The following is a 255-nucleotide window of genomic DNA, read 5'->3' as shown; positions in this document are numbered from 1 at the left end:
AACCGCATGGATGTATCAGCTGAAGAGATTAGTAAAATGTATCAATCACGATGGCAAATCGAGCTCTTTTTCAAGCATATCAAGCAACACATGACGATTAAAAACTACTTTTCAAAGTCAGAAGAAGATGTGGAAAATCAAGTCATACTGGCACTGATTGTCTACTTACTGACTTTACTCATCAAGCTTGAATTAGACTTAAAACAAACAGTTTTCCACGTTTTAAGGCATTTACGAGCGTTACAGTATGAACCG

At 36.5% G+C, this 255-nt stretch carries 1 protein-coding gene; it reads left to right on the top strand.

Annotated elements, in window-relative coordinates:
* Positions 1 to 6: 6 nt before the first annotated feature.
* On the top strand, positions 7 to 255 hold a 249-nt coding region (locus ACEN31_RS11740; RefSeq protein ID WP_407109497.1), incomplete at its 3' end, for a transposase.

Source organism: Ruoffia sp. FAM 26255, from assembly GCF_045528525.1.
GTDB classification, from domain to species: Bacteria; Bacillota; Bacilli; order Lactobacillales; family Aerococcaceae; genus Ruoffia; species Ruoffia tabacinasalis.
This window is presented reverse-complemented; position numbering and strand designations above follow the sequence as displayed.